The organism is Pantoea dispersa, from assembly GCF_035783935.1.
GTDB lineage: Bacteria > Pseudomonadota > Gammaproteobacteria > Enterobacterales > Enterobacteriaceae > Pantoea > Pantoea dispersa_C.
The window spans coordinates 150272-172406 of record NZ_JALKOV010000005.1; the positions used below are offsets into that span (position 1 = coordinate 150272).

Annotated in this window: 20 protein-coding genes and 1 riboswitch; of the genes, 9 read left to right on the forward strand and 11 right to left on the reverse strand. The window is 57.0% G+C overall.

The window, feature by feature from the left end:
- Positions 1–56 precede the first annotated feature (56 nt).
- The gene (locus MXF20_RS12010; protein WP_325969559.1) at positions 57–638 is read left to right on the forward strand and encodes an NAD(P)H-dependent oxidoreductase; all 582 of its coding nucleotides are present in this window, start codon (positions 57–59) and stop codon (positions 636–638) included.
- Positions 639–674: 36 nt separating this feature from the next.
- Positions 675–983 (forward strand): putative quinol monooxygenase, encoded by a 309-nt coding sequence (locus tag MXF20_RS12015; protein ID WP_325969560.1) that lies wholly within the window; start codon positions 675–677, stop codon positions 981–983.
- A 72-nt stretch (positions 984–1055) separates the two neighbouring features.
- Here MXF20_RS12015 and MXF20_RS12020 read toward each other — a convergent pair whose 3' ends face one another.
- The 4 genes from MXF20_RS12020 to MXF20_RS12035 form a co-directional block, all read right to left on the reverse strand.
- A complete protein-coding gene (locus MXF20_RS12020) occupies positions 1056–4184 on the reverse strand; it encodes an Ig-like domain-containing protein (protein ID WP_325969561.1) in 3129 nt (1042 codons plus the stop codon).
- A 208-nt stretch (positions 4185–4392) separates the two neighbouring features.
- Positions 4393–5268 (reverse strand): OmpA family protein, encoded by an 876-nt coding sequence (locus tag MXF20_RS12025; RefSeq protein WP_325969563.1) that lies wholly within the window; start codon positions 5266–5268, stop codon positions 4393–4395.
- A gap of 47 nt (positions 5269–5315) precedes the next feature.
- Positions 5316–7439 carry an Ig-like domain-containing protein gene (locus tag MXF20_RS12030; protein WP_325969564.1) on the reverse strand — a complete coding sequence of 708 codons (2124 nt, stop codon included), beginning with the start codon at positions 7437–7439 and terminating at the stop codon, positions 5316–5318.
- Between the two features lie 258 nt (positions 7440–7697).
- Positions 7698–8597: a LysR substrate-binding domain-containing protein gene (locus MXF20_RS12035; protein ID WP_325969565.1), complete on the reverse strand. Its 900-nt coding sequence runs from the start codon at positions 8595–8597 to the stop codon at positions 7698–7700.
- A gap of 102 nt (positions 8598–8699) precedes the next feature.
- On the opposite strand from MXF20_RS12035, the gene MXF20_RS12040 reads away from it, so the two are divergent.
- Entirely contained in the window at positions 8700–10166 is a 1467-nt protein-coding gene (locus MXF20_RS12040) for a tetratricopeptide repeat protein (RefSeq protein ID WP_325969566.1), read from the forward strand.
- 28 nt (positions 10167–10194) lie between these two features.
- On the opposite strand, the gene parE is transcribed toward MXF20_RS12040, so the two are convergent.
- From parE to nudF, 5 genes are all read right to left on the reverse strand, one after another.
- On the reverse strand, positions 10195–12090 hold the full coding sequence (gene parE / locus MXF20_RS12045; protein WP_325969567.1) for a DNA topoisomerase IV subunit B: 1896 nt from the start codon (positions 12088–12090) through the stop codon (positions 10195–10197).
- Positions 12091–12136: 46 nt separating this feature from the next.
- Complete coding sequence (gene yqiA / locus MXF20_RS12050; RefSeq protein WP_325969568.1) at positions 12137–12718, reverse strand: esterase YqiA; 582 nt, start codon at positions 12716–12718, stop codon at positions 12137–12139.
- Positions 12719–12721: 3 nt separating this feature from the next.
- The gene (cpdA, locus tag MXF20_RS12055; protein ID WP_325969569.1) at positions 12722–13549 is read right to left on the reverse strand and encodes a 3',5'-cyclic-AMP phosphodiesterase; all 828 of its coding nucleotides are present in this window, start codon (positions 13547–13549) and stop codon (positions 12722–12724) included.
- A 64-nt stretch (positions 13550–13613) separates the two neighbouring features.
- Entirely contained in the window at positions 13614–14039 is a 426-nt protein-coding gene (locus MXF20_RS12060) for a DUF1249 family protein (protein ID WP_325969570.1), read from the reverse strand.
- Complete coding sequence (gene nudF, locus MXF20_RS12065; RefSeq protein WP_325969686.1) at positions 14036–14671, reverse strand: ADP-ribose diphosphatase; 636 nt, start codon at positions 14669–14671, stop codon at positions 14036–14038. Before nudF ends, MXF20_RS12060 begins: the two co-directional genes overlap by 4 nt.
- A gap of 213 nt (positions 14672–14884) precedes the next feature.
- On the opposite strand from nudF, the gene tolC reads away from it, so the two are divergent.
- The 3 genes from tolC to MXF20_RS12080 all read left to right on the forward strand — a co-directional run bounded on the left by tolC (position 14885) and on the right by MXF20_RS12080 (position 18345).
- Positions 14885–16357, forward strand: coding sequence for an outer membrane channel protein TolC (tolC, locus tag MXF20_RS12070; RefSeq protein WP_325969571.1), 1473 nt, complete (start codon positions 14885–14887; stop codon positions 16355–16357).
- Positions 16358–16498: 141 nt separating this feature from the next.
- A complete protein-coding gene (locus MXF20_RS12075) occupies positions 16499–17173 on the forward strand; it encodes a DUF1190 family protein (protein WP_325969572.1) in 675 nt (224 codons plus the stop codon).
- 8 nt (positions 17174–17181) lie between these two features.
- Complete coding sequence (locus tag MXF20_RS12080; RefSeq protein WP_021509615.1) at positions 17182–18345, forward strand: glutathionylspermidine synthase family protein; 1164 nt, start codon at positions 17182–17184, stop codon at positions 18343–18345.
- Positions 18346–18380: 35 nt separating this feature from the next.
- Here MXF20_RS12080 and ygiD read toward each other — a convergent pair whose 3' ends face one another.
- A complete protein-coding gene (gene ygiD / locus MXF20_RS12085) occupies positions 18381–19151 on the reverse strand; it encodes a 4,5-DOPA dioxygenase extradiol (RefSeq protein ID WP_390951346.1) in 771 nt (256 codons plus the stop codon).
- Between the two features lie 210 nt (positions 19152–19361).
- Between ygiD and zupT the strand changes: the two genes are divergently transcribed.
- Positions 19362–20129 carry a zinc transporter ZupT gene (gene zupT / locus MXF20_RS12090; protein WP_021509618.1) on the forward strand — a complete coding sequence of 256 codons (768 nt, stop codon included), beginning with the start codon at positions 19362–19364 and terminating at the stop codon, positions 20127–20129.
- A 143-nt stretch (positions 20130–20272) separates the two neighbouring features.
- Positions 20273–20656: a cell wall hydrolase gene (locus MXF20_RS12095; RefSeq protein ID WP_325969573.1), complete on the forward strand. Its 384-nt coding sequence runs from the start codon at positions 20273–20275 to the stop codon at positions 20654–20656.
- Positions 20657–20706: 50 nt separating this feature from the next.
- Here the strand turns inward: MXF20_RS12095 and ribB are convergent, their stop codons facing one another.
- Positions 20707–21363 carry a 3,4-dihydroxy-2-butanone-4-phosphate synthase gene (gene ribB, locus MXF20_RS12100; RefSeq protein WP_325969574.1) on the reverse strand — a complete coding sequence of 219 codons (657 nt, stop codon included), beginning with the start codon at positions 21361–21363 and terminating at the stop codon, positions 20707–20709.
- Positions 21364–21469: 106 nt separating this feature from the next.
- A riboswitch (FMN riboswitch) is annotated at positions 21470–21619 on the reverse strand.
- Positions 21620–21790: 171 nt separating this feature from the next.
- Between ribB and ubiK the strand changes: the two genes are divergently transcribed.
- Complete coding sequence (gene ubiK / locus MXF20_RS12105; RefSeq protein ID WP_010618705.1) at positions 21791–22096, forward strand: ubiquinone biosynthesis accessory factor UbiK; 306 nt, start codon at positions 21791–21793, stop codon at positions 22094–22096.
- The last annotated feature ends 39 nt before the right edge of the window (positions 22097–22135 follow it).

Consider the following 22135-nt stretch of genomic DNA (forward strand, 5'->3'; position numbering starts at 1 on the left):
GCCCTGCGCGCGCGCGTAGAGTGGGCGGCATCTATGAGAAACGGAGCGAATTATCCATGAGCAAGATTTTGATTATCGACGGCGGCAAGACCTTTGCCCATTCCAAAGGCGAGCTGAATCATACCCTGACCGAAGTCGCGGCCAGCCAGCTGCGCGATCTGGGCCATGAAGTGCAGGTGACCGTTGCCGATAGCGACTACATCGTGGCAGACGAAGTGCAGAAATACCTCGACAGCGACGTAGTGATTTATCAGATGCCGGGCTGGTGGATGGGCGAGCCGTGGACGGTGAAAAAGTACATCGATGAGGTGTTTACTCAGGGCCACGGCGCGCTGTACGCCAGCGATGGCCGGTCGCGCAGCGATGCCAGCAAGAAATATGGCTCCGGCGGCCTGATTCAGGGCAAAAAATACATGCTGTCGCTGACCTGGAACGCGCCGCTGGAAGCCTTCACCGATGCCGATCAGTTCTTTGAAGGCGTCGGCGTGGACGGCCTGTATCTGCACTTCCACAAAGCCAATCAGTTCCTCGGCATGGAAAGTCTGCCGACCTTTATCTGTAACGATGTGATTAAACAGCCGGACGTGCCGCGCGATATTGCGCGTTATCGGACTCATCTCAGCCAGATCTTTGCTTAACTATAAGCACACCGGGAAAAAACAGAAGGAAGCGTTATGTTAACTGTGGTTGCAGAAATTTGTGTGAAGCCGGGCCGCCGTCAGGTGGTGCTCGAGGCGATCAATCAACTGATCCCTGTCGTGCTGGAAGAAGAGGGTTGCCATCAGTACGATGCGCTGGTCGATCACCAGGCGCAGGTGCCGTGGAAGCAGAACTCGCCGGACTCGATCTTTATGCTCGAGCAGTGGGAATCGCTGCGTCACCTGGAGCAGCATCAGCAGATGCCGCACATGGATGCACACCGCGCCACCATCAAAGATGACGTGGTCGACGTGAAGATTCTGGTGCTGGAACCGACCGCCTGAGTTTCTCCGACGCAGGAATAAAAAAAGCCCCGGTTTTGCGACCGGGGCTTTTGTTTAGCGGCTAATCAACGATTAATGCTGTTCGTTGTGCAGGTTCTGCACCAGCAGTTCCGCATCACCGTTGCTGTAGACGTTGTACTCGGTGCCGCCGACGGTGACGGTACCGGCCGCCTGCTGCCAGGAGCTGGCATCTTCACCGGCTGGCAGGATGTCTTCCAGCGTCAGCGCCTCGCCCTGTTTAGCGTTCACGACCAGCTGTGACTTGCCGTTGTCGATAAACAGTGAATCCTGACCCTGCGTCATGATGTCGTTCAGCGACATGCTCATCAGCCCTTCTACATCTGTCATACCAGCCACAGAGAAGAAGTCGATTTCTGGCGGCGGCGGCGGGGTGACGTCGACGTTGGTCGAAATGGTACGATCAATGACCAGCTCGTTACCAGCCGCATCGCGTACCGTGACGTTGAAGTCATAATCGCCTTCTGCCAGTTTGTCCGACTCGTAGCTCCACACGCCGTTTTGCACCACGGTAGAACCGATCAACTGGGTACGCGCTTCGTCGCCCCAAATCATCACGATAGAACCGTCTTCTGAGCCCTTCCCTCTGAAGATCAGCGTGTCATCATTAGTATCCCCTGGCACTGGGATTACAGTGCCGGTTTTATCCGCAAACACGCCTTCGAAGTTAGCATTAGGGCCACCTTCAACCGGCTCCGGAATGGTGGTATCAACGTCGAAGTTGATGGCGGCTTCTTTGTCGCCTTTCACACCGGATTTGCTCACCGGCTGCACTTCAACTTTATGATTGCCATCACCCAGTGCTGGCAGCTCATAGCTCCACTCGCCGTTTACGACGTCCACCACGATCGGCTCCAGATCGTCGATGTAAATGATCACCTGCGACAGATCCGGTGACGAGCCTTTCAGCGTTGGCTGCTTGTCATCGGTAACCATGCCGTCTTTGATCTCACCCTGAATAGGACCGACGTTATCCTCCAGCAGGTACGAGCCTTCCATGGAACCTGGCTTTTTGGTGTCGATAATCAGATCGATAGGATCGGAAGGGGCAGACACGTTGCCGGCTGGATCGGTGATTTCAATAATCACTTCGTAGTTGCCGTCTTCAATCGGGTTCTCAGGTTTCACTTCCCACTTGCCGTCGTCACCCACGATACCGGTACCAATCACTACTGGATTGCCTTTGCCGTCATCAATGATGACTTCCACTTTGTCGCCTGGATTGCCGCCGTCACCGCCAAAGCCTGGACGGTTGTCATCGATAGGCTTACCTGGCTCAACCGGGCCGGTGTTATCCCCTTCATTATCGATGATGGTTGGCTGAGTCGGCTGATCCGGTGGTGTAATGTCGATAATCACGTTGATTGGATCAGAGGTCGGTGACTCTTTGCCGCTAACCGGATCTTTGGCGATCAGTTCGATATCGTGTGAACCTTCCGCCAGCTCTGGTAATTCAATTTCCCACTTGCCATCTTTCACGACCGTGGAAGCCACTGGCTCTTTTTCACCGTCCACAATCACATAAATGATGTCGCCGTCGTTGCCTTCACCGCGCAGTACTGGCGTGGTGTCGTTGGTTGAATCGCCCGGCTGCAGCACACGCTCTTCATCACCGTTGTTAGCAACCATCTCATCCACCACCGGTGCCGGCAGGATATTGCTGTCAATCACCAGCTTGAACGGATCGGTTTTCTCAGAAACGTTGCCACCTTTGCTGATGGAATCCACGGTCAGCGAGTGCTCGCCTTCGCCCAGCTCAACCTCCAGACTCCACTGACCGCGTGCGTTCGCCACGGTTGAACCAATCAGCTTGTCGCCGTCCCAGACGCGCACAATCACGCCCGCGTCGGCTACGCCTGACAGGGTTGGCGTTTTGTCGTCAGTCGTATCGCCTGACTTCAGCGGACCGGTGACGCGGCCTTCGTCATCGAATACCTGAGCCAGCTCTGGCGTGCCCGGTACCGAGGTATCCAGCGTCAGCGCGAAGTTGTCGGAACGCGGGCTCTCAGCGCCGAAGCGGTCAGTGTAGCTGGCGCTGAAGACGTGGGTGCCATCGGTGTTCAGCTCTGGCGTGAAGCTCCAGCGGCCATCGGCGCCAGCTTTTACGCTGCCAATTACGTTAGATTTGGTATCGTAGATTTTTACCACGCTATCCGGCTGGGCAACGCCGTACAGGGTTGGGGTTTTATCGTTGGTGTAGTTGCCCGGCGTCAGATAGCTATCCGCGCTGCCTTCGTTATCGATCACGCGCATAATTTGCGGCGCTTCCGGTGCGGAAGTGTCGATATTGTAAATAAGCGGAGTTGATGATCCCCAGTTGCCCGCACGGTCCTGATAACGAATGCCCGCAACGTGCAAACCCTCTTTCAGCTCCGACGACTCGAATTGCCACTTGCCGCTGTCATCAGCACGGGTAGTGTAAACTGTTTCATCAATAACGATCTGCACCAGTGCATTAGGTTCCGCGTTCGTACCGCTGATGGAAATCACGTTTTTATTGATGGTCTTAATCGACTTACCAGGGAAATTAGCCGCATCCACGATGGCTGACTCTGCCGGCGTTTCAAATACGGCTTCGTTCACCGCCTGAGTGACTACACCGTCAGCAATCGTCAGATTAAAAGCATCAGATACCGGGCTTTCATGACCCACCGTATCTTTAGCGATGACAGTCAGGGCATGCTCGCCATCCGCCAGTTCTGGCGTAATGCTCCATGCACCCATTTTGTCCGCGACGACGGAACCGATCTCTTTGCCGTTATCGTACAGGGTAACAATGGTGCCCGGTTCTGCCACACCAGACAGCGCCGGCGTATTATCGCTGGTGGCGTCACCCGGCGTCAGGTAGTGATCTTCCGCCGCAGCGTCATCAATCACGCGCCAGATTTCCGGTTTTGCCGGAGGCGTCGTATCCATATCAAGAATGAAAATGCGCGGATCACTTGGGTTGGTCGCTTTATCAATCGATACCAGCTGAATAACATGGGTGCCGTCTAACCAGCTGGTTTTCGGATCGAATGACCATTTACCATCCTCGCTGATATCAACCATGTGCACTTCACCATCGATTGTAATCTCCAGCTTGCCGCCGTTGGCACCTCTAACTTCTTTATCGATCCATTTATAAAACTGATCTTTGGTCGAGATAACGGTCGCGTTATCTGCTGCTGTAATATTAGCCATGATGTGCATTCCTTTTATGTTGAATAATGTTTCGGGATTTCCAGCCGAATACAGGTTTAATTTCGCTTTTTACGCCTTCAGACAATACGAGAAACGTCTTAATCGATTACGTTATATGAACACTTAATAATTTCATCGGGGCGTCGTTCCTCACACCTCATAAATATGAGATGTGAGAATGCGCTTTTAAAATAATTAAATCAGACTATTAATTTTCTACGCTGATAATAACGCGACGCTCGCTGGCGTAACATGCTTTCTGCTCCTGCACGCTGCCTGAACAGTTTTTATCGACCTGAGATTCACCCATGCTTTGTGCCGTGATATTGGCTGCATTCAGTCCCTGGGCAACCAGCAGCGTTTTCACCGCCTCGGCGCGACGCTGGCCGAGCGCCATATTGCTGCTGTCGCTGCCGATAGGATCGGTAAAGCCGGTGACAATGATGTGGCGACTGGCTGCATTGTCCGCTTTCAGCATGGTGGCGAAGCTGCTTAGCGCCTCACGCCCCTGTGCAGAAATATCGTTGCTATTGGCACTGCCAAAGCGGAACAGCAGATCTGATGAAAACGCATAGTTATCATACGCTTCAGTTGCACCTTCCTGACAGGCTTGCACCGCAGAGGCACGCGACAGCAGATGTGCCTGACGTTTGGTGTTCAGTAATTCCTGCTGTGCCTGCTCCTGACTGACCACCAGCGGCCGGCCGCTGCTATCGAGGTTGGCGCGAATATAGTAGGTTTTACCGGCAGCCAGGGTATCACTCCACGATTGGGCGCTTTTACCCTGATAAGCTGGCGCATCGTTGACATAACTGCCCAGCGAATGTTTCCCAGGCGCAACACAAAAAACAGTATAACCCCCGGCCAGTAATGAGGTCTGAAACTCACCGTCGACATAGATATTCGCTGGTTGCGCGCCGGTTAATGAAGCCGGGCGATAATATACCACGCGCGCCTGCTGCGGCGATGCGGGCGATAAACTCCGCCATGCGGCGCCGAATGTATTTTGCGCCTGCGACGGGAAAGTGATTAATGCTGGTGCACATACCAGTGAAGCTAAAAGTAATTTTTTTGCCATTTTCATTTAAGTTTCACAGGTGCAATAAATTACACCTGTATGCTCCAAATAAATTAGAATTGTTCCATCTCGTTCTGGAAAACGAGTGTCTCGGATTGGGAACTATTTTCGCCGATTACGCCGCTCTGGGTTTCCTGATTATTCCAGTCACCAAACGCATCGTTATTTAGCTGCAGTAAATCAGCATTAATCGGCTGCTGATTTTCATCGGCCTCATTAAACAATTCACGTTGATCTCCGGCGAGCAGTGCAGAAAGGTCGAGACCGGCCAGTTCAAGCGCACTGATATCCGGCGGCGGCGGTGGAATGGTGTCGACTTCCACTTCATAAATTTCCGTTTTACCGGTGACTTCGCCATCGCTGGAGAACACGCCGCGCAGCTGGTAGACATCATCCGCCAGATCCGGCGTGGTCAGCTCCCACTTGCCGTCAGCACCGATGGTGGTGGTGAAGGTATACTGATTATCCAGACCGACGATATAGATGGTCACCAGCTCGCCCGGCACGCCTTTACCGGCCACAATGATGCTTGGATCGTTCATCGCGCCGCCGTTTTCGATTGGCGTCCGCACGCCGGCGTCGTTATTGTCTTTAAAGATGTGTTCAATCATGCCGGTAACCGGGACATTCGGATCGGGCAGGCCTTCCACAGGTTCAGGATCGACCGGCACTTCCGTTTCGCCTTCAAAGCCGATGGTGACCTTTTCAGAGGCCGGCGATTCATTACCGGCCGGATCGCGCACCACGATTTCCAGCTCGTGCTCACCCGGTTTTAGATTATTTTCTGGCGTGAAGGTCCACTTGCCGTCTTCGACAATCACCGAACCAATTGGCTTACCGTTGTCGATAATGACCACGATGTCGCCATCGTTGCCGCTGCCTTCCAGCGTCGGACGCAGATCTTTGGTGGTGGAACCGTCTTCCAGCGGATTACCTTCGCTGTCTTTAATGACACCGATGCCCGGATTTTCCGGCGCAACGGTATCCACATCAACGATGAACGGATCGGATGGCAGCGATTTATTGCCTACCTGATCAACCACCACGATGCTCAGTTCGTGCTGGCCATCCTTCAGCGCCGGTGCAATAAAGGTCCAGTTGCCTTCTGCATCCACCAGCGCGGTACCCAGCTTCACGCCGTCGTTCCAGATCTCTACCGTCGAGCCCGCTTCCGCTTTACCGGTCAGCGTCGGCGTGTTGTCTTTCGTCACGCCACCTTTTTCGATCAGCACCGGCGGATCCTGTGTATCGTCCATTACGCTGCCGATGGAGCCTTTGGCTGGCGCCGTCAGATCAATGATGAATTCCCACGGATCGCTCTCTTCACCCACCACGCCTTCGGCGTTGCGCTCAACGGTAACGATACTGTGATTGCCGGCCGCCAGCGGTTTTTCCGGCGTAAAGGTCCAGTCACCCTTGTCATCCACCAGCACTTCGCCCAGCAGCGTCTCACCATCCCATATTTCGATGGTGTTGCCCGGCGTACCGGTACCGTTGAAGGTAGGCATGGTGTCATCGGTGCGTCCGCCGTTAGCCACCGGACCGGTCACGTCACCGATATCGTCGATCACGTCGCTAATCACCGGCTTACTGATATCACCGCCGCCGCTGCCACCGCCGCCTTCGCCTTTGCCGCTGTTGCTGCCGTTGTTATTGTCGTAATGGTGTTTCGCCGCAACGTAGCCGAGGCCCGCCGCTGCCGCGATAGCCGCCAGGCCGCCCAGTGCAATCAGCGCTGGCGACCATTCGAAGCCGCTGGCCAGCGCGTAGCCGGAATTATCATCAACGCTGCTTTCACCCAGCGCCAGCGCGGTGGTTTCGCCATCGGCCAGCGCGGCGGCTTCGTGGTCGGCATTACCGTCCGTCGCGACGTAAGCGTGCATTTCGCCGTCTTCCGCTTTCCCCACTAAGGTGCCGGATTTAGCGAAGAAGTCTTCGATAATCAGATCCGGTTTGCTGGCATCTGAGCCTTCCAGCATCACCAGCAGGTTTTTCCCCACGCGTTTCACGGTGATGTTCTCCGGCGCGGTGCCGTCCTGGTTCTGCGTCAGCAGATATTTACCGTTGGTAATTGCCTGGATCTTCACTGCCTTACCGTCTTTGCCGGCGCGCAGCACTTCCGTTTTGGTTATGGTTTTCTTATCGATAACCGCCACACTTACGGGTGAAACGTTCATGATTCTTCCTTCCGTCGATTAATTTTGACTGCGCGTTTGCAGGCAAGCGCCGCAATCTCCCTGGCTCTGCCCACGGGTGGGCTCAAAGTTGCGACATAATCCGGAAAGAGATAAATCCGAGACATAAGAAATGTCCCGTTAGGAAAAAATTCTTAATTGGGCAGCTGAAAGATAGTTAAACCATTAACCGATTGAATTAAATTGATTTTATCGATGTAAACCGATAAGAACGGGAAAGGTTATTCAGACAGAACAGGACTATAACAGATGATTTTCCTGAATTTTTTCCCGTAAAAAATCCAGAAAACAGGTGATACGCGAGCTCAGCGCCTGGTTGCGGTAATACACGGCGTGAATCGGCAGGCGCAGCTCGCGCGTGTCATTTTCCAGCACCTGCACCAGCCGGCCGCTGGCACGATCTTCGCGGCTGACAAAATCCGACAGCCGTACGATGCCCTGCCCGGCCAGCGCCAGCTGGCGCAGGGTTTCGCCGCTGGAGGCGCACAGCGTGGGCTTGATGCGCAAAAACTCGCCTTCACGCTGCCACACCGGCCAGACATTGTGCGCATCCAGCTGGCTGAAGCCCAGCAGCTGATGCGTCAGCAGTTCTTCCACGTTCTGCGGCATACCGGCCTTTTCCAGATAGGCCGGACTGGCCAGCAGGCGAATCGCGCTGCTGCCCAGCACGCGGGCGCGCAGCGTGGAATCGCGCAGTTCGCCGATGCGGATGGCGATATCGGTTTGCTGCTCAAGCAGGTCGATAACAATGTCGTCGGTGTTGAGCTCCAGCTGGATTTGCGGATAGCGCGCGCAAAATTCGGCCACCAGCGGCACGATAACATGCAGAGTGAACGGCGTATTGGCGTTGACGCGCAGCCGTCCGGAGGGAATGTCACGCCGCTGCGCGATATGTTCTTCGGCCTGCTCCACCGAGGCGAGGATCTGCCGCGCATGATCGAGAAAAATCAGCCCCTCTTCGGTCAGCGCCAGTCGGCGTGTGGTGCGGTGCAGCAGCGTGGTTTGCAGCTTGCCCTCCAGCCGGCTCAGCGCCCGGCTGATGCCGGAACTGGTCTGATCCAGCTGTTCTGCTGCCGCAGTGATAGAACCAGTATCCACCACCGCCACCCAGGCGCGTAACTCTTCCAGTGTGATTTTCACTCTTCCTGCCTTAGCGCGTTGCCACTTCGAGACCTGTCTTAGCGTCATCCCCACCGCTGCTGGCGTAGATTACTCCACTCTCAGCAGCGGCAGGATACCACAATGCAGCAAAAACCAAGGATTATCGCTGACATACGCCAGCAGCAGGCACTAAGCCAGCTACTGCAGCAGGGCAAACAGGATGAAGCCTGGCGCAAAATCCGCGCCCGCCTGACGCTGGCACCGAACGATAGCTGGTTTTTGCACGAAGCGGCGCGGCTGGCACGACGCAGCGGCGATGTGGTGCTGGCGCAGCGCTACTATCAGCGCGCCCTGAAGCTGACACCGCAGGATGCTGGTCTGCTTAACGGGCTTGGTCTGACGCACTTTGACGCCGGCCGCTTTGCTGAGGCGGAAAGCTGTTATCAGGCCGCGCTGCGTGCTCATCAGCATTACGCGGCCTGTCACAACAACTACGCGATATTGCTGCATCGGCAGCACCTTTACCCCGCGGCGCGGGAACAGTATCAGCATGCGTTGCGCATCCAGCCGGATTACCCTGAGGCGCGCTACGGCCTGAGCACCGTGCTGGCGCACATGGGCGAGCTGGCTGAGGCTGAGCAGCAGATGCGCCAGGTTTTACAGCAGCGGCCTGACGATCATCGCTGCCGCAATGCGCTGGCCATGGTCGAGCTGCAGCAGGGCAAGTTCGCCGCCGGCTGGCGTCATTATCAGTCACGTTACGCCGCCGCCAATCCGGACCGTTTTTTCACTCTGCCGACGCTGCCCATGCCGTACTGGCAGGGCGACGATCTGCGTGGCAAAAGGTTGCTGGTGCGGACTGAACAGGGCATGGGCGATGAAATTCAGTTCTGTCGTTTTTTGCCGCGGCTGAAAGCTGAAAAGCAGGCGGCGCAGGTGATTATGCTGGGAAGCAATGCGCTACAGCCGCTGATGGCCTCGCTGGCGGGCGTCGATCGTTACCTGACGCGCGATGACGGTGCACTGCCGGGCGCAGATTACTGGTGCTCGCTGCTGGATTTACCGCTGCATTTTCTCGACTCGCCGCAGCCGTTCGGCGTGCAGCCCCCTTATCTGTTCAGCGATCCGGCGCAGCAGGCGCAGTGGCCGCTCAGCGCTGGCGGACGCAAAATCGGTATCGTGTGGAAGGGTTCCGGCGCGCACAAAAATGACAGCCAGCGTTCGCTGGCGCATCTGGCACAGCTGGCGCCGCTGTTCTCCCTGCCTGACACGCACTGGGTCAGCCTGCAAAAAGGCGCAGGCGAAGAGGAAACAGATGATTTCCCCCAGCTGCAGCCGTCAGGCGCACGCTTCCGTCATTATCAGGATACGGCTGCGGTGATCGCCCAGCTGGATCTGGTGATTGGCGTGGACACGTCGGTGATTCATCTGGCGGGGGCGCTGGGCGTTCCGTGCTGGGTGCTGCTGCCGGCGTGGGCGCGCGACTGGCGCTGGCTGGCGGGACGGCAGGATTCGCCGTGGTATCCGCAGATGCGGCTGTTTATTCGCGGGCAGGAGGAAAGCTGGGAAGCGGTTATTGCACGCGTGAAACAGCAGTTGCAGGCATAAAAAAGGGACGCCGCAGCGTCCCGTTTCATCATACTTCGAGGTCGGCGAGGTCGCCTTTTTCCTGCAGCCAGTTGCGGCGGTCTTCCGAGCGTTTTTTCGCCAGCAGCATGTCCATCATGCGCAACGTCTGCTCGACGTCTTCTTCGTCGACCGTCAGCTGCACCAGACGGCGGGTGTTGGGATCGAGCGTGGTTTCGCGCAGCTGCAGCGGGTTCATCTCACCCAGACCTTTAAAGCGCTGCACGTTCGGCTTGCCTTTTTTCCGCTTCAGCTGCTCCAGCACGCCCTCTTTTTCGTCTTCATCGAGCGCGTAATACACCTCTTTACCGAGGTCGATGCGATACAGCGGCGGCATCGCCACGTACACATGGCCCTGCTGTACCAGCGAGCGGAAGTGCCTTACAAACAGCGCGCACAGCAGGGTGGCAATGTGCAGGCCGTCGGAGTCCGCATCGGCGAGGATACAGATTTTGCCGTAGCGCAGCTGGCTGAGATCTTCACTGTCGGGATCGATACCGATCGCCACCGAGATATCATGCACTTCCTGCGACGCCAGCACTTCGTCCGACGACACTTCCCAGGTGTTAAGGATCTTACCTTTCAGCGGCATGATCGCCTGATATTCGCGGTCACGTGCCTGCTTGGCAGAGCCGCCCGCAGAATCCCCTTCCACCAGGAACAGTTCGGTTTTATTCAGGTCCTGCGCGGTACAGTCGGCCAGCTTGCCCGGCAGCGCCGGTCCGCTGGTCAGCTTTTTACGCACCACTTTTTTGGCCGCGCGCATACGACGCTGTGCGCTGGAGATCGCCAGCTCGGCCAGCATTTCTGCGGCCTGCACGTTCTGGTTGAGCCACAGGCTGAAGGCGTCTTTCACCACCGCCGAGACAAACGCGGCGCACTGGCGTGAAGACAGACGCTCTTTGGTCTGTCCGGCAAACTGCGGATCCTGCATTTTGACCGACAGCACATAGGCGCAGCGATCCCAGATATCCTCCGCCGACAGCTTCACGCCGCGCGGCAGAATATTGCGGTATTCACAGAATTCGCGCATCGCGTCGAGCAAGCCCTGACGCAGGCCGTTGACGTGCGTGCCGCCCTGCATGGTCGGGATCAGGTTAACGTAGCTTTCGGTCAGCAGCTCGCCGCCTTCCGGCAGCCACAGCAGCGCCCAGTCAACCGCTTCCACGTCGCCGGCAAAGCTGCCGACAAACGGTTTTTCCGGCAGCGTCGGCAGGCCGTTCACCGCTTCGCACAGGTAATCCGTCAGGCCGTCCTGATACAGCCAGGTTTGCTCGGTATCATTCACCTTGTCTTTAAAGACAATTTCGACGCCCGGACACAGCACCGCTTTGGCTTTCAGCAGGTGCTTGAGGCGGGAGACCGAGAAGCGCGGGCTGTCGAAAAAGCTGCCGTCTGGCCAGAAGTGAACGCTGGTGCCGGTGTTACGTTTGCCTACCGTACCGATTACCGCTAAATCCTGCACTTTGTCGCCGTTTTCGAAGGCGATCTGATAGATTTCACCGTTACGGCGCACCGTGACTTCCACGCGCTTCGACAGGGCGTTGACCACCGAAATCCCCACGCCGTGCAGGCCGCCGGAGAACTGGTAGTTTTTGTTGGAGAATTTACCGCCGGCGTGCAGGCGGCAGAGAATCAGTTCGACTGCGGGCACGCCCTCTTCCGGGTGAATATCGACGGGCATACCACGGCCGTCGTCGATCACTTCCAGCGACTGGTCGGCGTGCAGAATCACTTCCACGCGTTTGGCGTGACCGGCCAGCGCCTCATCGACGCTGTTATCGATCACTTCCTGGCCCAGATGGTTTGGGCGCGTGGTATCGGTGTACATGCCCGGACGGCGACGTACCGGTTCGAGGCCGGTTAAAACCTCAATGGCGTCAGCATTATAGCTTGATTGGCTCATCGTAACAGTCTGATTAGCAATAGGAAAATGGGCCCATCCCGCAGCATCAGGGAGCATTCAGTCCCAGAAAATCAATCATCTGCGCAAAATGGCGTTCGAATCCGATATAGGCATGATTGCCGCCCTCTTCCACCGTCTGACGGCACGCGCTGTAGTAATCCAGCGCCTGGCGATAGTCGAGCACTTCATCGCCGGTTTGTTGCAGCAGCCAGAGTAGATCGGGCGCTTCCAGAGGGTCAATCTGCATCACTTTCAGATCGTAAATGTGGCGAGACTCTAACACATATTGCTGCCCGGTGTAGGGATTCCGGTTTTCACCGAGATAATCCACCAACAGTTCAAACGGCCGCACCGCCGGATTCACTACCACCGCCGGCAGCATGAAGCACTGCGACAGCCAGGTGGCGAAGTAGCCGCCAAGCGATGATCCTACCAGCCCGAGCGGTTCACCGGCGTACTGCATCACCAGCTCTTCCAGCAGCGCGGCGGCCTCAGCGGGAAAAGTCGGCAGCTGCGGCACCAGCACCTCAATGTGCGGATGCTGCGCCTGACACCACTGCTGTAACTGCGTCGCTTTAGCCGACTGCGGTGAGCTGTTGAATCCGTGCAGATAAATCAGCGCCGCCATGATTCAGTAGCCCTCGGAATCGAGGTCCGGACGGAACAGATCGCTCTGCAGGCGATTCACCTCGGTGTGCAGCGTGCCATCCGCCTGCAGCGTCAGCCAGCGCCAGCCGGGTGCCACGGTATCAATGGTGAAGTTGGTGCAGTGCGGTTTGAACTGGACGCAGGTCGAAGGCGACGCCAGCACGCGGCGGCCGTGCCAGTCGAGATCCAGTTCCTGATGGATGTGGCCACACACCAGATGACGCGCCAGCGGGAAGTTTTGCAGCACCGCATCCAGCTGATGCGGATTGCGCAGGCTGTGCTGGTCGAGCCAGGTACAGCCGCAGGCCAGCGGATGATGGTGCAGCAGCACCAGCGTGTAGCGTTCGGGAAACTGACGCAGCGTGCGGTCCAGCCACTCCAGCTGATAATCGCTCAGCATGCCGTGCGGCACGCCCGGAACCTGGCTGTCCAGCAGCACCAGCTGCCAGTGCTCGCCGAGCAGCACATGCTTGTCCGCAGCGATGCCGGCCTGCGCCAGCGTATCCACCATCGCCGGCTGAAAATCGTGATTGCCCGGTAGCCAGACGCACGGCTTCGGCAGACGTGCAATGCCCGCAACAAAATGCTGATAAGCTTCGACGGTGTGATCCTGGGCGAGATCGCCAGTGGCGATAATCAGATCGTAATCGCGCTGTTGCGCCGCGATGGCGTCCAGCACCGCATCAAAACTCGACCAGGTATTCACTCCAAGCAGCGATTGATGTTTTCCCGCGAAAAGATGGGTATCCGTAATTTGTAAAATCCTGATATCGGACCCATTTGCCGCAGGAAGAGTTAGCAGGCTATCCAAAGCGTTTCCTTTCTCTCCACGCTATCGTTGCGTTATATACCCGTGCGGATTCAGGGTATCGCGATCAGCACACCGGCACGGCCATCGCGCCGTGCGCCAGGCAGTACCGCAACCAGTCGGCAAGGAACTGGTTAATCTGATGTTTTTCATCGCGCTGATGCAATTTTTTATTAGGATAATCATAGCGCGCTTTAAAGCGATAGATCTGCTGAGTGGAACACACTTCAGCCACCATCGCATCATGGTAGAGCCGCACCGACATGGACGGCAGGCTCCAGTAGCTCACCGCCGGTGCCACCTGGCGGACCTCCACCAGCGTGGTGTAACGGGTCGACTCTTCAATAGTCAGCTGATAACGGGCGCCGTTCACCTGATACATCACCGACGCACCTGCCTCGTCACTGCGCGGCAGCAGGCGACGCAGCTGGGCGAAATTGGTTTCGCACAGACGCATCATCTCGGGGAAATCAGGGGTATAGCGCTGTTTCATATTGGCTTCCACTCTTCTCGTAGTTTCTCATGGTGCAACGCCAGCCATTGCAGAGCGATGACAGATGCCGCGTTATCAATAATCCCCTCTTCCACCCAGCGATAAGCCTGTTCGCGGCTTACCACATGCACAAGAATATCCTCATTCTCTTCCTCCAGCCCGTGATTTCCCTCTGCCAGGCTGGCATCCACTTCGCCCACCAGCACCGACAAACGCTCAGAGGTTCCGCCAGGGCTGGCTAAGTAATTCACTATCGGTTTGACGCGGCCAACCTTGAGGCCAGCCTCTTCGACCGCTTCACGACGCACCACATCTTCAGGCGTTTCACCCGGTTCAATAATGCCGGCCACCATCTCCAGCAGCCAGGGCGTGGTGCTGGAATCGTAAGCCGGGATGCGGATCTGTTCGATCAGCACCACTTCGTCGCGCAGGGGATCATAGGGTAGCAGCACGGCAGCGTGTCCGCGCTCAAAAACTTCGCGCACCACTTCACCGCTCATGTCGCCGTTAAAGCGGCGATGGCGGAAGCGGTAGCTGACGATGGAAAAAAAACCATCGTAGCGAGTATCGCGTGCAATAATTTCTACATCGTTTTTTGTGAAAGTCACAGGGGATTTTTTTTCACCCGCCATCATCTGGTTCCTTATGCAGATTGGGATGGAGCGAAGAAAAGCCAACCCTTGTGCTCCGTCCGAGTGGTTCTTTCTGAATTATTTACGTAAATTAGGGGGAGAAGGCACGTTCAGCCAACTTATCTCTGACGCCGCCTCTGTAGAATCGGCGATTATTTTTTGGCTTACCTGCAGCACACTCTCTGTGCATTTGCTGCAACACAAGGAATGCAAATGAAAAAACTGCTCCCACTTTTTATTGGACTGAGCCTGGGCGGTTTCAGCCTTGCCAGCCAGGCAGAAAACCTGTTGCAGGTCTACCAGCAGGCGCGCCTCAGCAACCCGGATCTGCGTGCTTCTGCCGCTGACCGCGACGCTGCCTTTGAGAAAATTAACGAAGCGCGTAGCCCGTTGCTGCCGCAGCTGGGTCTGGGTGCAGATTATACCTATAACAGCGGCTATCGCGACAACAGCGGTCTCCATTCCAACACGACCAGCGCCTCGCTGCAATTAACACAAACGATTTTCGACATGTCGAAATGGCGTGCGCTGTCGCTGCAGGAAAAAACGGCCGGCATTCAGGACGTTACTTACCAGGTAGCGCAGCAGGATCTGATCCTGAACACTGCAACTGCCTATTTCAACGTGCTGAAGGCGATTGATACGCTTTCTTACACCGAAGCACAGAAACAGTCGATTTACCGCGAACTGGATCAGACCACCCAGCGTTTCAACGTGGGCCTGGTAGCGATTACCGACGTGCAGAACGCCCGTGCACAGTACGACAGCGTGCTGGCCAACGAAGTGACCGCGCGTAACGACCTGGATAACGCGGTGGAATCGCTGCGTCAGATCACCGGCATGGATTATCTGTCGCTGGCGTCACTGAATATCGACCGTTTCAAAACCGCACGGCCGGACGCGGTGTCCAGCCTGCTGAAACAGGCCGAAAGCCGTAACCTGAATCTGTTGTCTGCCCGCCTGAGCCAGGACCTGGCGCGTGAGCAGATTCGCTCCGCCGAGTCCGGCCACATGCCGACGCTGGATCTGACTGCCTCAACCGGTCTGTCTAACAGCAAATACGGCGGCAGCCGCGCTAACCAGAGCGCCGGTACCACTGACTCGATCACCGGTTCAAACCAGGTTGGCCTGAGCTTCTCGCTACCTCTGTACAGCGGCGGTTCAGTCACCTCACAGGTGAAACAGGCGCAGTACAATTACGTGGCCGCCAGCGAGCAACTGGAAGGCGCACATCGTAGCGCGATCCAGACCGTTCGTTCTTCGTTCAACAACGTGAACGCGTCCATCAGCAGCATCGATGCGTACAAACAGTCGGTCATCTCGGCGCAGAGCTCACTGGATGCCTCGGAAGCCGGTTACCAGGTGGGTACGCGTACCATCGTCGATGTGTTAGACGCGACCACCACGCTGTTTAACGCTAAACAGCAGCTGTCGAATGCGCGTTACAGCTACCTGATCAACCAGCTCAACATCAAATATGCGCTGGGTACGCTGAACGAGCAGGATCTGCAGCAGCTGAACAGCACGCTGGGCAAAGAAGTCACCACCTCGCCAGAAGTGGTGGCACCGGAAAACAGCCAGCAGGCTGCCCGCGTGGATAACGGCCCGAAAGCGACCGGCGCTTCCGCCGCCGCGCAGGCGCGTCCGGCCGCGGCGCGCAACAGCGCCAATCCTTTCGCGAATTAAGCCTTACAGGGGCCGCTTGCGGCCCCTTTCGCATTCAAACGTATAACAACGTAAAGATCCCCTTGCCACCCGGCTTCCCGCTTCATTTTCCACCACTCATCACCTATCCTAAGCCCCACCTTTGGGCACAGGATGAAGATAATGAAACGGACAAAAAATATTCGTCATGCCGCTTTTCGTAAAAGCTGGCAGGCACGCCATTTAACACCGGTCGCGCTGGCGGTCACCGCCGTGTTTATGCTGGCAGGTTGCGAACAGAGCGATGAAACGGTCTCGATGTACCAGAACGCCGATGATTGTTCCAAAGCCAATCCGGGCCAGAGCGCGCAGTGCACCACCGCTTACAACAACGCGCTGAAAGAGGCTGAGCGCACCGCGCCAAAATACGCCACGCGCGAGGATTGTGTGGCGGAATTCGGTGAAAACCAGTGTCAGCAAACCCCGGCACAGGCGGGCGTGGGTACCACGGCGAACAACGCTGAAGCGCAGCAGAGCGGCAGCTTCTGGATGCCTCTGATGGCTGGCTACATGATGGGTCGTCTGATGGGCGGCGGTGCCGGCTTTGCGCAGCAGCCACTGTTCTCGCCAAAAACCCCTAACAGCCCGGCTAACGGCCAGTTTGTTGATGCTTCCGGTAAGAACTACGGTGCGGCCACCTCGGGCCGGACGGTAAACGTGCCGAAAACTGCGCTGGCGCCAAAACCGGCCACTACGTCCACCATCACCCGTGGCGGCTTTGGTGAGACGGTAGCCAAACAGAACACCATGCAGCGCAGCAGTGCCACCAGCACCGGCAGCCGCTCGCTGGGAGGCTAAGCCCGCGCATGCAACGAATTGCTATCAGCGAACGTCCGAACTGGCGCGAAAAGGCGACCGAGTACGGCTTTCAGTTTCACACCATGTATGGCGAACCCTACTGGTGCGAAGACGCTTATTACCAGTTTACGCTGGCGCAAATTGAACAGCTGGAAGCGGCCACCGCTGAACTGCACCAGATGTGCCTGCAGGCGGTAGAAAAAGTGGTGAACAGCGAAGCGCTGCTCACCCGTTTCTGCATTCCGAAACACACCTGGGATTTTGTGCGCGAATCCTGGCAGCAGCGTCAGCCATCGCTCTATTCACGCCTCGATCTGGCGTGGGATGGCACAGGCGAGATCAAGCTGCTGGAGAACAACGCCGATACGCCAACCTCGCTGTACGAAGCGGCGTTTTTCCAGTGGATCTGGCTGGAGGATCAGCTCAACGCCGGCAACCTGCCGCAGGGCAGCGATCAATTCAACAGCCTTCAGGAGCAGTTGATTGAGCGCTTCGCCACGCTGCACCAGCAGCACGGTTTTAACTGGCTGCACTTTGCCTGCTGTCGCGATACGGAAGAGGATCGCGCCACGGTACAGTATCTGCAGGATTGCGCCACTGAAGCCGGTCTGCCGAGTGAATTTCTCTACATTGATGAGATCGGGCTGGGCGAAAAAGGTCAGTTTACCGATCAGCACGATCAGGTGATCAGTAACCTGTTCAAGCTCTATCCGTGGGAATTCATGCTGCGCGAGATGTTCTCGACCAAGCTGGCCGATGCGGGCGTGCGCTGGCTGGAGCCGGCATGGAAAAGCATTCTCTCCAACAAAGCGCTGCTGCCGCTGCTGTGGGAGATGTTCCCCAACCATCCTAACCTGCTGCCCGCCTGGTTTGCCGATGATGCCAGCGCGCCGCAGATGGAAAAATATGTGGTGAAACCGCTGTTTTCCCGCGAAGGTGCCAATATCACCATCGTGGAAAACGGTCAGGAAATCGCGCGCGCCGACGGCCCCTATGGCGAAGAGGGCATGATCGTCCAGCAGTTCTGGCCGCTGCCGAAGTTTGGCGACAGCTACACGCTGATTGGCAGCTGGCTGATTGACGATCAGCCTGCCGGTATCGGTCTGCGTGAAGATCGCGCGCTGATCACCCAGGATCTGTCGCGTTTCTATCCGCACACCTTTATTGAGTAACGCACGTGCCGCCCGGTCTGCGGGCGGCACAGGTGTCAGCCAACCTGCACTGACAGCATACTGATCGACCCCATCTCCATGCCCTCCACCGGGATGCTCACCGCCTCACCTTCAGCTCGCGCACCGAGAATATACAGCAGCGGCAGATAGTGCTCCGGCGTCGGGTTAGCCAGCTGCGCGCCTTCATGCTGCTGATAATTCACCAGCGGATGCTGTGCCGCCTCACCCTCGTAGCCCAGATTATCGCGCACAAACTGGTTAAAGCTCTCCGCCCACGGATAAGCGCTTTCCGCGCCCTGCCAGCGAATCATGCGCAGGTTATGCACCACGTTGCCGCTGGCCACCAGCATCACGCCTTCGTCACGCAGCGCCGCCAGTTTACGTCCCAGCGCAAAATGCCACGCCGCCGGCTGGGTGCCATCAATACTGAGCTGAATCAGCGGAATGTCCGCCTGTGGATACATCTTCGCCAGCACGCCCCACGAGCCGTGATCAAAGCCCCACTGCTGATCGGCCTGCACTGCTACCGGCGCCAGCAGATCGATAACGCGCTGTGCCAGCGCAGGCGAACCCGGCGCCGGATAGCGCACGTCGAACAGCGCCTGCGGGAAGCCACCAAAATCATGGATGGTGCGCGGATTGCTCATCGCCGTCACCGCCGTGCCGCGCGTGTACCAGTGCGCCGAGATGGCGAGAATAGCGCGCGGACGCGGCAGGGTTTCGCCCAGCTGCTGCCATACGCGGGTATAACGGTTGTCTTCTAATACGTTCATCGGGCTGCCGTGGCCGAGAAACAGAGCGGGCATGCGGGTCATTATTCATCCTCTGGCGTCGGGATCGCGTTAATGACTGTCACGATACGCGCTTTCGCCAGGGGAAAAACGCTGATAAGCATGATGATGTTTATCAGCAAATTTGAACAAGATTTTGCCGACATAACTTTACGCTAAATAACTCGATATTTTATGGGGTTAACTATATTGTAACTGGTAATCATTATCATTAAGGAGCCCATCATGTCAGTACCTTTGCTGCTAACCATCCTGGCTGGCGGTGCCACCTTCGTCGGCGCGATTTTTGGCGTGCTCGGTCAGAAGCCGTCGAACCGCGTACTGGCCTTTGCGCTCGGCTTTGCCGCCGGCATCATGTTGCTGATTTCCCTGATGGAGATGCTGCCCGCCGCGCTGCATGCGGAAGGCATGTCACCGGTGCTTGGCTACGGCATGTTCATGCTCGGTCTGCTGGGTTATTTCGCCATGGATCGCCTGCTGCCGCACCAGCATCCGCAGGATCTGATGGCGGTCAATCGCCGCCCCACTAACCTGAAACGTACCGCGATCCTGCTGACGCTCGGTATCAGCCTGCATAACTTTCCCGAAGGCATTGCCACCTTTGTCACCGCCAGCAGCGATATGGAACTGGGGCTGGGCATCGCGCTGGCCGTCGCGATTCATAATATTCCGGAAGGGCTGGCGGTGGCCGGACCGATGTACGCCGCCACCGGCTCGAAAGCCAAAGCGCTGTTCTGGGCCTGCCTGTCCGGCATGGCGGAGATTCTTGGTGGCATCATCGCCTTTCTGCTGCTGGGGCCGGCGGTCTCACCGGTGATGATTGCGGCCATCATGGCGGCGGTGGCGGGCATTATGGTGGCGCTGTCCGTGGATGAACTGATGCCGCTGGCGCGCGAAATCGATCCGCATAACAATCCCAGCTACGGCGTGCTGTGCGGCATGACGGTGATGGGCCTGAGCCTGACGTTGCTGCAAACCAGCGGAGTCGGCTGACGCGGGATTAGTCTCATTCACAACAGCTTAAGGCTGTTTATCAATGCCTTATGCTTGTTAAGGCGTAGTCGAGACGGGTCTTGTTAACACCCGGCGGCGGGCTCTTTACACTCCACGCGACTCTTAGAAAGCAGTGGAGTGTTATGTTAATTCAGGGAGCCATTTTATGCCTGGCGATGAATATCTATCATGAAGCGCGCGGCGAACCGGTAAAAGGGCAGATTGCCGTCGGCACCGTCACCATGAACCGCGCCAACTGGGACGTCAAAGAGATCTGTCCGGTGGTGTACGCACCCAAACAGTTCTCCTGGACGTCTCTGCACAAACATCCCCATCGCCACCCGCCGCAGCATGACAAAAGCTGGCAACGCGCGCAGCGCCTGGCCCAGCGGATTGTGGAAGGTGAACTGGCGGACGTCACGCAGGGCGCGACCTTCTTTCATGCGCACAGCGTCAGACCCGCGTGGCGCCATGCGTTCCAGCGCACCGTGGTCATAGGCAATCACGTTTTTTACGCCAGTCGCTAATAAAAAAAGGCCAGATGCATCACATCCGGCCTTTCTTATTTCGCGTCGGCTTAACTGGCCTGACGCGTTTCACGCTGGCGGCGCCAGGCCACCAGGTCTTCAATAGTGACTACCGGCATCGCGTGCTGTTTCGCAAACGCAATCACTTCCGGCGCGTGCGCCATGCTGCCGTCATCATTGGTCAGCTCACACAGCACGCCTGCAGGTTTGAAGCCCGCCAGCGTCACCAGATCGAGCGTCGCTTCGGTATGACCACCGCGCGCCAGCACACCGCCGTCGCGCGCGCGCAGCGGGAATACGTGGCCGGGACGATTCAGATCGGCCGGTTTAGCGTCATCGGCAATTGCAGCGCGAATGGTGGTGATGCGGTCGGAAGCCGACACGCCGGTTGTGACGCCGCTGGCCGCTTCAATGGTGACGGTAAAACCGGTGCCGTAGGAGCTGGTGTTGTTTTCCACCATCATCGGCAGATCCAGCTGCTGGCGGCGCGCTTCGTTAATGCACAGGCAGACAATGCCGCTGCCGTGACGAATGCTCAGCGCCATCTGTTCAACGGTCATGGTTTCGGCAGCGAAGATCATATCGCCTTCGTTTTCGCGATTTTCATCGTCCAGCACCATTACGCCGCGCCCGTTGCGCAGCGCATCAATGGCGCGTTCTACACGCTGTTCCGGCGTGCCAAATTCAGAAAGAAGCGTCTGATTCATGGTAAAAAACCTTATAAAAAATATGAGTTACCAGAACCAGGGCGAGCTTAGGAGTGCGTAGAAAACACATGGCAATAACGTGACGCGGGCGCAGCCCGGCTGATGTCGTTACCCTCTCCCATCCGGACTTTAACCGTCGGCCCCGGAATTACACCGGATCTGCTGACCTTTCACTGTACAGCGAAAGCGCTCGCGGGCTTTCAGCCGAAGCTGATTTACCGCCGGTGGGGAATTTCGCCCCGCCCTGAGAATAAGCGAAATTACTATAGCGCCAATCACCTGGTCGGGCAATCAACAAAAGTGCAAATGCTTTTGCACATCATGCGTTGCGGATTTCGGGTTTAACCTTTTCGTTTCTGGCATTACACTTAATGCTTGATGAGTCGGAACACGCGCTGTTATCAGCCACCGTAACCAGGAAACAACCATGATCGACACGAAAAAAATTGAACAACTGGCGCGCCAGGTCCACGAAGCGATGCCGAAAGGTATCCGCGATTTTGGCGACGATGTGGAAAAGAAAATTCGTCAGGTATTGCAGGCGCAGTTAACCCGCATGGATCTGGTTAATCGTGAAGAGTTTGACGTGCAGACCCAGGTTCTGCTGCGCACGCGTGAAAAACTGGCGGCGCTGGAGCAGCGTCTGGCGAAGCTGGAGAGCGAAAGTCCGGCAGCACCGGCACCGGCGGTGATCACGCCAGATCCGGCAGGCAAAATCGACACGCCGCAGTAACATGATGATGGCGGGAGCGCTGCTCCCGTCGGTTCTGCG

Coding starts and splice junctions, on each gene's coding strand:
- yqiA (WP_325969568.1), bottom strand. CDS start 12,718: ATGGCGGCGCTGATTTATCTGCACGGATTCAACAGCTCACCGCAGTCG.
- MXF20_RS12040 (WP_325969566.1), top strand. CDS start 8,700: ATGCAGCAAAAACCAAGGATTATCGCTGACATACGCCAGCAGCAGGCA.
- MXF20_RS12030 (WP_325969564.1), bottom strand. CDS start 7,439: ATGAACGTTTCACCCGTAAGTGTGGCGGTTATCGATAAGAAAACCATA.
- ubiK (WP_010618705.1), top strand. CDS start 21,791: ATGATCGACACGAAAAAAATTGAACAACTGGCGCGCCAGGTCCACGAA.
- ygiD (WP_390951346.1), bottom strand. CDS start 19,151: ATGCCCGCTCTGTTTCTCGGCCACGGCAGCCCGATGAACGTATTAGAA.
- MXF20_RS12015 (WP_325969560.1), top strand. CDS start 675: ATGTTAACTGTGGTTGCAGAAATTTGTGTGAAGCCGGGCCGCCGTCAG.
- MXF20_RS12025 (WP_325969563.1), bottom strand. CDS start 5,268: ATGAAAATGGCAAAAAAATTACTTTTAGCTTCACTGGTATGTGCACCA.
- MXF20_RS12020 (WP_325969561.1), bottom strand. CDS start 4,184: ATGGCTAATATTACAGCAGCAGATAACGCGACCGTTATCTCGACCAAA.
- MXF20_RS12075 (WP_325969572.1), top strand. CDS start 16,499: ATGAAACGGACAAAAAATATTCGTCATGCCGCTTTTCGTAAAAGCTGG.
- nudF (WP_325969686.1), bottom strand. CDS start 14,671: ATGGCGGGTGAAAAAAAATCCCCTGTGACTTTCACAAAAAACGATGTA.
- tolC (WP_325969571.1), top strand. CDS start 14,885: ATGAAAAAACTGCTCCCACTTTTTATTGGACTGAGCCTGGGCGGTTTC.
- MXF20_RS12060 (WP_325969570.1), bottom strand. CDS start 14,039: ATGAAACAGCGCTATACCCCTGATTTCCCCGAGATGATGCGTCTGTGC.
- ribB (WP_325969574.1), bottom strand. CDS start 21,363: ATGAATCAGACGCTTCTTTCTGAATTTGGCACGCCGGAACAGCGTGTA.
- MXF20_RS12080 (WP_021509615.1), top strand. CDS start 17,182: ATGCAACGAATTGCTATCAGCGAACGTCCGAACTGGCGCGAAAAGGCG.
- MXF20_RS12095 (WP_325969573.1), top strand. CDS start 20,273: ATGTTAATTCAGGGAGCCATTTTATGCCTGGCGATGAATATCTATCAT.
- MXF20_RS12010 (WP_325969559.1), top strand. CDS start 57: ATGAGCAAGATTTTGATTATCGACGGCGGCAAGACCTTTGCCCATTCC.
- parE (WP_325969567.1), bottom strand. CDS start 12,090: ATGAGCCAATCAAGCTATAATGCTGACGCCATTGAGGTTTTAACCGGC.
- zupT (WP_021509618.1), top strand. CDS start 19,362: ATGTCAGTACCTTTGCTGCTAACCATCCTGGCTGGCGGTGCCACCTTC.